7 protein-coding genes are annotated in these 7,752 nt (G+C 65.3%); 4 read left to right on the top strand and 3 right to left on the bottom strand.

Going from position 1 to position 7,752, the window contains the following annotated elements:
• The first annotated feature begins 327 nt into the window (after positions 1–327).
• Positions 328–1,563 (top strand): IS110 family RNA-guided transposase, encoded by a 1,236-nt coding sequence (locus tag FEF27_RS10115; RefSeq protein ID WP_138170737.1) that lies wholly within the window; start codon positions 328–330, stop codon positions 1,561–1,563.
• 33 nt (positions 1,564–1,596) lie between these two features.
• Here FEF27_RS10115 and FEF27_RS10110 read toward each other — a convergent pair whose 3' ends face one another.
• Complete coding sequence (locus FEF27_RS10110) at positions 1,597–2,262, bottom strand: histidine phosphatase family protein (RefSeq protein ID WP_138170736.1); 666 nt, start codon at positions 2,260–2,262, stop codon at positions 1,597–1,599.
• Between the two features lie 58 nt (positions 2,263–2,320).
• On the opposite strand from FEF27_RS10110, the gene FEF27_RS10105 reads away from it, so the two are divergent.
• Complete coding sequence (locus tag FEF27_RS10105; RefSeq protein ID WP_138170735.1) at positions 2,321–3,187, top strand: hypothetical protein; 867 nt, start codon at positions 2,321–2,323, stop codon at positions 3,185–3,187.
• On the opposite strand, the gene purN is transcribed toward FEF27_RS10105, so the two are convergent.
• Positions 3,184–3,783, bottom strand: a complete 600-nt coding sequence (purN, locus tag FEF27_RS10100; RefSeq protein WP_138170734.1) for a phosphoribosylglycinamide formyltransferase — start codon at positions 3,781–3,783, stop codon at positions 3,184–3,186. The two genes, FEF27_RS10105 and purN, sit on opposite strands and share 4 nt — an antisense overlap.
• 83 nt (positions 3,784–3,866) lie before the next feature.
• Here purN and FEF27_RS10095 point away from each other — a divergent pair, with 83 nt between their 5' ends.
• Positions 3,867–4,337 carry a hypothetical protein gene (locus FEF27_RS10095; RefSeq protein ID WP_138170733.1) on the top strand — a complete coding sequence of 157 codons (471 nt, stop codon included), beginning with the start codon at positions 3,867–3,869 and terminating at the stop codon, positions 4,335–4,337.
• On the opposite strand, the gene FEF27_RS10090 is transcribed toward FEF27_RS10095, so the two are convergent.
• Positions 4,338–5,630, bottom strand: a complete 1,293-nt coding sequence (locus tag FEF27_RS10090; protein ID WP_138170732.1) for a cell division protein PerM — start codon at positions 5,628–5,630, stop codon at positions 4,338–4,340.
• A 904-nt stretch (positions 5,631–6,534) separates the two neighbouring features.
• On the opposite strand from FEF27_RS10090, the gene FEF27_RS10085 reads away from it, so the two are divergent.
• Positions 6,535–7,740, top strand: a complete 1,206-nt coding sequence (locus FEF27_RS10085; RefSeq protein WP_138170731.1) for a glycosyltransferase family 4 protein — start codon at positions 6,535–6,537, stop codon at positions 7,738–7,740.
• Positions 7,741–7,752: the final 12 nt, after the last annotated feature.

Genomic DNA, 7,752 nt, shown 5'->3' with positions numbered 1-7,752 from the left:
CCCGTTAGCTTCTAAGAGCACCAGTTCTCCGGCAGGATAAGTGGTGTTGTCCGGTCCGGCTCCTGGGCATGATCGTTTGCCCCCAGTCACTGTGATGATCCGGGGGGTGTTGTCACCCAGGAGCTGGTCACGGGCGGATCGTGGATCGCTGATAGAGGCACGACAGCCCCAGGCTTGAGGGCTTGTTTTCTAACGTGGATGTCGAGCATGAACCGCCCACCGCCCACCACCCCGCCCTAGGCGGGGAAGGAGAATAGGGCCGGGCAGCTGGCTGCCCAGGCGCCCCGTCCTGGGTGGTGACAGGACCTCATAACACCAAGGGAGAGAATGCTCGTGGCCTGGAACCTTCAGGACTTCGTGCTGTTCATCGGCTTAGACGTCGGCAAATCAGAACACCACGCCACCGCACTGGCCACCACCGGGGACAAGGTCTACGACAAGTCCCTGCCCAACGACGAAGCCAAACTGCGGCAGCTGCTGGCAGAGCTCACCAGTAGACATGGTTCAGCCCTGCTGGTGGTCGATCAGCCTGCCACGATCGGTGCCTTGCCGGTGACCGTGGCTCAGGCCATGGAACGAGTCGAGGTGGCCTACCTGCCGGGTCTGACGATGCGCAGGATGGCTGACCTGCACGCGGGTTCAGCCAAGACTGATGCCAGGGATGCGTTCATCATCGCCGAGACTGCTCGGACTATGCCTTCAGCGTTGCGGCAGATCGCAGCCTCTGATGAGCAGATCGCTGAACTGGCAGTGCTGACCGGATTCGATGACGACCTACTGGCTCAGACCACCGCAGCCAGGAACCGCCTGCGGGGACTGCTGACCCAGATCCACCCCGGCCTGGAACGAGTCATCGGACCCCGACTGCACCACTACGGGGTCCTGGATTTGCTGAACAGGTGGCCCACTCCGCAGCGCATCAAAGAAGCCGGCCGCGGGCATGTGCGCAACCGAATCAAGAAACACAACCCACGACTAGCCGAGCCGATGACTGAGGAGATCTTCACCGCCCTGGCTGCCCAGACCGTCGTGGTTCCCGGCACCGAGGCGGCAGCGACAATCGTGCCGATCATCGCCGGCCAACTCAAAGACCTCTACACCCAGCGCCAGCAAGTCCTCACCCAGGTCGATGCTCTCGTGGAGGCCCACCCTCTTCACCAGGTCCTGACGTCGATGCCCGGAATCGGGGTCAGGACCGCAGCCCGCCTGCTCACCGAGGTCGTGGGCAAGGACTTCAAGACCGCAGGCCACCTGGCCTCCTACGCGGGGATCGCGCCGACGACCAGGCGTTCCGGGACCTCGATCAGAGGTGAATACGCCAACCGCGGCGGCAACAAGAGGCTCAAATCATCCCTGTTCAACAGCGCCTTCGCAGCGCTGCACCACCGGCCATCCAGGGTCTACTACGACAAGAAACGAGCCGAAGGAAAGACCCATAAGCAGGCTGTGATCGCCCTAGCCCGCCGACGACTCGACACCCTCTACGCCATGCTGCGTGACGGGACGTTCTACCAAGACCCCGAGACCATCAGAGGCGGCACTGGCCACGCGCTGGCGGCTTGACGAAAACCATAGAGGCACCCCCCGAAGACGAAGCTAGGCGCCCGGGAGTGCGAGCGCCTGTTTGCTCAGCTCCTTATTGGGCTCAGCGTAACTGACCGACTCCACTCCCGCGGGGCCGATGCGCAGGCTTGTCACAGAAGTCAGCGTGCACTCGCGCTGGCGCGGATCATGCCACAGCGGGCGATCTTCGGCCCATAGCCTGGTGACCCAAATCGGCAGCTGATGGGACACAATCACCGCCTCAGCACCGTCCCCGTGGCCAGCGAGCGCACGGTCAGCTACGTCCTTGACTGCTGCCAGGACACGCTCCACCTGGGCCTTATACGGCTCGCCCCATGAAGGGCGGAACGGATTGCGCAGCAGCGGCCAGTACTGGGGGGTACGCAGGTGCCTCTTCACGTCGGAGAGACCCTCAAAAGCGTTCTCCGCCTCCAGGACCCGGTCCTCAATGGTCACCGGAAGTCCAAGCCGGCTGGCCAGCGGGGCGATGGTCTCCTGGGCCCGCTGCAGCGGTGAGGACACCAACAGGTGCACCGGCTCTCCCTGTTCAGCGCGTTGCCCGAAGTAGTCGGCAATCCCCTCCGCCATCTGATGGCCGAGCGCGGAGAGGCCAAATCCGGGCAATCGTCCGTAGAGCACCTTCTGCGGATTGTGAACCTCGCCGTGCCGGACCAGGTGAACAGTGACAGTCTCAGTCATAGACCCAAGTCTGTCAGTTCCTGGGGAAAATTCAGAGCCTGGCGCTACAGTGGCAAGCATGAGCACTCCCCCGAACAATGAGCCCGGTTCGCAGGACTCCCCAGGCGACGGCGAGCCCGGCCGGACGGAGCCGCGGCCCCAGCCACGCTACGGCGCCTACGCTCCCCCGGACGGAGCAGCCCCTGCCGGTCATGGCTCGGCAGGAGAGTCGGGCCACGGCCGTTCCGCGGAGACAGACCCTCACCCGGGTGGTCAGTACAACCCGTATGCCCAGCCAGCCTGGGGCCAAGCGGACTGGCAACAGGGGGACAACGTATACCCCTACGGTGGCGGCCCGCAGAGCGGGTACCACCCGCAGCCCTCCCCCAGTGCTGCCCAGCGGCCCGCGCGCCCCGGGGCCCTCTGGGGCGTGCTTGCTGCCCTGCTTGCCGCCGGCGTGACAGCCCTGCTGTGGGGCATCTACATCTTCGCCACGATTCCGGGCCAAACCATGGACGAGGTCTTCGGAGGCGCGTTCTCCCAGACTTTCGTCGAAGAGATGGAACGTCAGTCCACCCAGGATCCGGATCTGCAGAATCTCAGCGCCCAGGAGATGGAAGAAGTCACCCTCCTGGGCATCGGCGTGTTCGCCCTGGTCTGGGGATTTGTTCTTCTCGCGCTCTATGTCACCACGGCATTCCTGGGGTCCATGGCCGGCAACCCCGGGCGTGTGCTGGCCACCATCTGGTCTGGGCTGAGCCTGTTGTTCCTCCTTCTGGGATATGACGCCATCAGCTACGGACTCATCTTCGCCACCGTGGGCTTGAGCATCGCTGCGATCGTCCTGATGTGGCTGCCCGGCTCAAGCCGGTACATCCGCTACCGGAGGTGGGAGAAAGAGGTCAGCAGAGGCGGGCACTACGGCAATCCCGCCCCACAGCTCTAAACGCCGCCTGCGCGCAGCTGAATTCTGCCTGCCGCAACGTCGGCGAGGGTCTCCACCAGCAGCCTCCGCTCCTGAACCTTGATTCGCTCATGCAGCGAGCCGAGGTCATCCTCCGCCCTGACCTCCACCGCGGCCTGAGCCAAAATAGGTCCGGTGTCCACTCCTGCATCCACCTGATGCACCGTGCAACCGGCGATCTTCACCCCGTGGGCCAACGCGTCCCGGACCCCATGTGCGCCAGGAAAGCTGGGCAGCAAGGCAGGGTGGGTGTTGATGATCGGTGCTGACACACACCGCAGAAAGTCCTCGGACAGAATCTTCATAAACCCCGAGGTCACCACCACCTCTGGCTGAAACGCACTGACCTGCGCGCAGAGCTCCTGGTTCCACTGCGCCCGCTGCTCCGGGGAGGCCCCGCGCGGCAGGGGGACGGCGAAGGTGGGTACAGCTGATGACCTCGCGCGCTGCAAACCTCCGCATTCAGGCACATCCGAGCCCACCGCGGCGATCTGCACGTCCAACTCCCCGGTCGCCACGGCGTCGAGCAATGCCTGCAAATTCGACCCGGACCCGGACACCAACACCACTATTCGCATCGTTCACGCTTTCCGTCTCATCGCTGCCGGATCAACCGGGAACCCGGTCCGCTGCCCTCATAAGCCTATAAGCTGGGTGCACAATGAGTGCCACTCCACCTCCGGGTCAACCGACCACCCCGCCGCCTCCGAAACCGCAGCAGCCTTCCCAGAAGAAACAGCGTCCTGAGCTCGACGACGACGCCAGCCGGTCCTATGCGCGGCTCATCGGCTGGTTGGTGCTGGCACTGGTCATCGCCTACGCCGGCCTGCAGATGCCCCTGCCCTGGCGACTGGTCACCATCGCGGCATCAGTGGTGGGGGTCAGCGTGGCGGTGTTTCTGCTGGTGCGCTCCATCCGAAGAAGACTGCCGGTCACCCTCATGGTCGGCGCCCTGGTGTTCGTGACCTGTTTTGGTTTCTTTCTGCTCACCGCCGCGTTCCAAGCCGTTTTCTGGGAGGCCTCCGTACAGTTCGATGAGTGTCTGCGCAGCGCCGTGACAGAGCGGTCTACGGCACGGTGTTACGACACCTACGAACAAGACATGCTCAACTCGATTCCCGGGCTGCGCTGACTACCGGGCCTCCGCGGAGAAGGAGTCCTCTTCGGCAGCGTCGTGATCCTCAGTACGACGACGCCGCACCACCATTTGCGCCGCGGGAGCCGCCACATAGCCCAAGACTGCCCCTGCGGCCACCCATCCGGCCAGCAGCGCTGCGGTGAACCCTGCGTGGGGGCCGACGTCGTGAAGCTGACCCATCCCTAAGGAGATATGTGACAGCCACAGCGGACCGATCAGCAGCGCCCCTGACACAATGCCGGTCAGCGCCGCAAGCGTCAGGGTGGAGACGGTGAGAGAGACTGGCCGGACCTTCAGCTTCAATTGGCACCAGTCGTCGAAGTGGTTCTCTCCCTCACGCATCAGCCACCACCCGGCCACCACGCCAGCCACTACGGGAACAGCCAGTGCCGCCGCAGAGTACTCGTAGACCTGATCAGGAAGCGCGGCCAATACCGGAACATCGGGCACCGCACCCAGCCGGACCTCCCAGGGACCCACGGGTGAGCCGGCACCGAGGTTGAAACCCGCACCTGTGGCATATGCCAGCGTCCACAGCACAAAATTGGGCACCAGACCCAGGTGCAGCAGCGTCAGGCCAGCGGCCCCTGAAACACCTGCATCCAGCTCCTGATAGGCGTTGGCCACATCCATCCACCGCCAACCGAGCCATCCGGCAAGCAGCAGGGCGGACAGTCCCACCACAGTCACCGCTGCGACCGTCCCACCACGGATCACCGCCCAGGTGTACACACCTGCCCACTTCATGCGCTGAGACAGCGACTCCACCCGAGACTCAAGGTCCACCCCGATCATTCGCGTGGCGCTGCGCGCCTCGGCGTAGCATCCGGCCAGTGAGCCCGCGCCCGTCAGCCCCGCTGCCGCGACCCCGGCCCACACCATGGTGCCGGGATCGTTCACCGCCACACGACCGATCCCCACCGCTGCACCGGCATAGGCCAAGGTGAAAGCGGACAGCCCCTGCCAGAGCTGGAAAGGGTAGGCTCCCTGCGCCAACCGCCGGCCAGCGCGCCAGGACAGCAGGAACGGCACCAGGGCGAAACCCAGCGGCACCAGATGGAACCACCCCGCACTGGTGTCCTCAGCCAAGTTGAGGGGGGCAGCGTGACTCATCAGCCATAGCTGAGCGGCGAGCTCTGAAGTGGATTCCGGATCGAAACTCCCCCAACGCCGGACGATCTCTGCGCCGAAGACCGGCACCGCAACCAGCAGAACTGTGCTCAGCAGCACTTGGACAGCCTCAAAGAGACCGAAGAGCCACAGCGGCGGCGGGGGAAGTTTGCGCATCGGGTCCATGCTAGTCCCGGTGGCGGGGAAACCCCGCTCACCTCTCGGCCGTGTACAGCAGCCACGGCCTGCACCCGCTAGTCCCGGTGGCGGGGAAACCCCGCTCACCTCTCGGCCGTGTACAGCAGCCACGGCCTGCACCCGCTAGTCCCGGTGGCGGGGAAACCCCGCTCACCTCTCGGCCGTGTACAGCAGCCACGGCCTGCACCCGCTAGTCCCGGTGGCGGGGAAACCCCGCTCACCTCTCGGCCGTGTACAGCAGCCACGGCCTGCACCCGCTAGTCCCGGTGGCGGGGAAACCCCGCTCACCTCTCGGCCGTGTACAGCAGCCACGGCCTGCACCCGCTAGTCCCGGTGGCGGGGAAACCCCGCTCACCTCTCGGCCGTGTACAGCAGCCACGGCCTGCACCCGCTAGTCCCGGTGGCGGGGAAACCCCGCTCACCTCTCGGCCGTGTACAGCAGCCACGGCCTGCACCCGCTAGTCCCGGTGGCGGGGAAACCCCGCTCACCTCTCGGCCGTGTACAGCAGCCACGGCCTGCACCCGCTAGTCCCGGTGGCGGGGAAACCCCGCTCACCTCTCGGCCGTGTACAGCAGCCACGGCCTGCACCCGCTAGTCCCGGTGGCGGGGAAACCCCGCTCACCTCTCGGCCGTGTACAGCAGCCACGGCCTGCACCCGCTAGTCCCGGTGGCGGGGAAACCCCGCTCACCTCTCGGCCGTGTACAGCAGCCACGGCCTGCACCCGCTAGTCCCGGTGGCGGGGAAACCCCGCTCACCTCTCGGCCGTGTACAGCAGCCACGGCCTGCACCCGCCAGTCCCGGCGCGCAGATTTCATCTGGAATTCACCCGTCACCCATCCACGGGTCGGATTGCGGCTACGCCCGGTCTCCATCCTGATGACATGAAGGTTGCAGTGGTGGCAGAGTCGTTCCTCCCCCACGTGAATGGAGTGAGCAATTCTGTGCTCAAAGTCCTGACGCACTTACGCCGGCGCGGCGACAGCGCGACGGTCATTGCACCCTCCGCCTCGGCGTTCGGCACGCGCACTGTGGTCACCCCGGAAGCTCCCACCGGCGAAACCTGCTCAGGGTTTCCAGTGATACGGGTCCCCTCACTGCCTCTGCCGGATTACCCGACCGTCCGAGTCGCGGCAGGGACCAGCACACGCCTTCGCCTCCTGCTGGAGCAGATGCAGCCGGATGTCGTCCACGTGGCCTCGCCTTTCATTCTCGGCTGGCGCGCGATCCAGGCCGCCCGCACCCTCGGACTGCCCACCGTCTCCGTCTACCAAACGGAAGTCCCCACATTCGCAGCAAGGTACCGGGCACGCTGGGCCGAGCCTCTGCTCTGGCAGCATGTGGAGCGAATGCACTCAGCCTCCACCATCAATCTGGTGCCCAGTTCGTTCTGCCACAACCAGTTGCGCGAGCGAGGTGTTCCGCGCCTGAAGATCTGGCGCCGGGGGGTGGACTCTGATCTCTTTACTCCCACCCGCCGCTCCGCGCTGCTGCGCCGCACATGGGCTCCCCATGGAGAAAAAATCATAGGGTTCGTCGGCAGACTGGCCGCCGAGAAGCAGGTTACAGATCTGACCGCATTGGACGGGATACCGGGGACCCGATTGGTCATTGTCGGTGCGGGTCCGGAAGAAGGCGCACTGCGCCGGCACCTGCCCCATGCCCACTTCGCTGGGTTTCAGTCCAATGAGGACCTGGCCACGCATATGGCCAGCCTCGACGTGTTGGTCCATCCAGGCGAGGCGGAGACCTTCTGCCAGACCATCCAAGAGGCGTTCGCTTCAGCAGTTCCGGTCGTGGCGGTGGGCCGGGGCGGCCCCGTGGACCTGGTCGATCCGGGAAGGACCGGCTGGCTCTATCAGCCTGGGGATGTGACCGGGATGCGTGCCGCCGTGGAGCATCTGGTGTTCAATGAGGAGGCCCGTTCCCGCGCAGCCTCCCACGCACACCGAGAGGTGCAGGGACGGACGTGGGAATCAGTGGCCAATCAACTCATCGGCCACTACGCCAGAGCTGTCGAGATCAACAGCAGGATTCAGGCCCACGCACCCACCATGACCCTGCTTTCGCGCCGCGCGGGACTGTCCTGACCGGCAAGCCGC

The organism is Nesterenkonia sphaerica, assembly GCF_005771565.1.
In the GTDB taxonomy this organism is placed as follows: domain Bacteria; phylum Actinomycetota; class Actinomycetes; order Actinomycetales; family Micrococcaceae; genus Nesterenkonia; species Nesterenkonia sphaerica.
The sequence above is the reverse complement of the archived record's forward strand: the minus strand, read 5'-3'. Positions and strand labels throughout refer to the sequence as shown.

What these genes read in the sequence shown, in the direction of transcription:
- FEF27_RS10115 (WP_138170737.1), top strand. Translation starts at nt 328, where the DNA reads ATGCTCGTGGCCTGGAACCTTCAGGACTTCGTGCTGTTCATCGGCTTA.
- FEF27_RS10110 (WP_138170736.1), bottom strand. Translation starts at nt 2,262, where the DNA reads ATGACTGAGACTGTCACTGTTCACCTGGTCCGGCACGGCGAGGTTCAC.
- FEF27_RS10105 (WP_138170735.1), top strand. Translation starts at nt 2,321, where the DNA reads ATGAGCACTCCCCCGAACAATGAGCCCGGTTCGCAGGACTCCCCAGGC.
- purN (WP_138170734.1), bottom strand. Translation starts at nt 3,783, where the DNA reads ATGCGAATAGTGGTGTTGGTGTCCGGGTCCGGGTCGAATTTGCAGGCA.
- FEF27_RS10095 (WP_138170733.1), top strand. Translation starts at nt 3,867, where the DNA reads ATGAGTGCCACTCCACCTCCGGGTCAACCGACCACCCCGCCGCCTCCG.
- FEF27_RS10090 (WP_138170732.1), bottom strand. Translation starts at nt 5,630, where the DNA reads ATGCGCAAACTTCCCCCGCCGCCGCTGTGGCTCTTCGGTCTCTTTGAG.
- FEF27_RS10085 (WP_138170731.1), top strand. Translation starts at nt 6,535, where the DNA reads ATGAAGGTTGCAGTGGTGGCAGAGTCGTTCCTCCCCCACGTGAATGGA.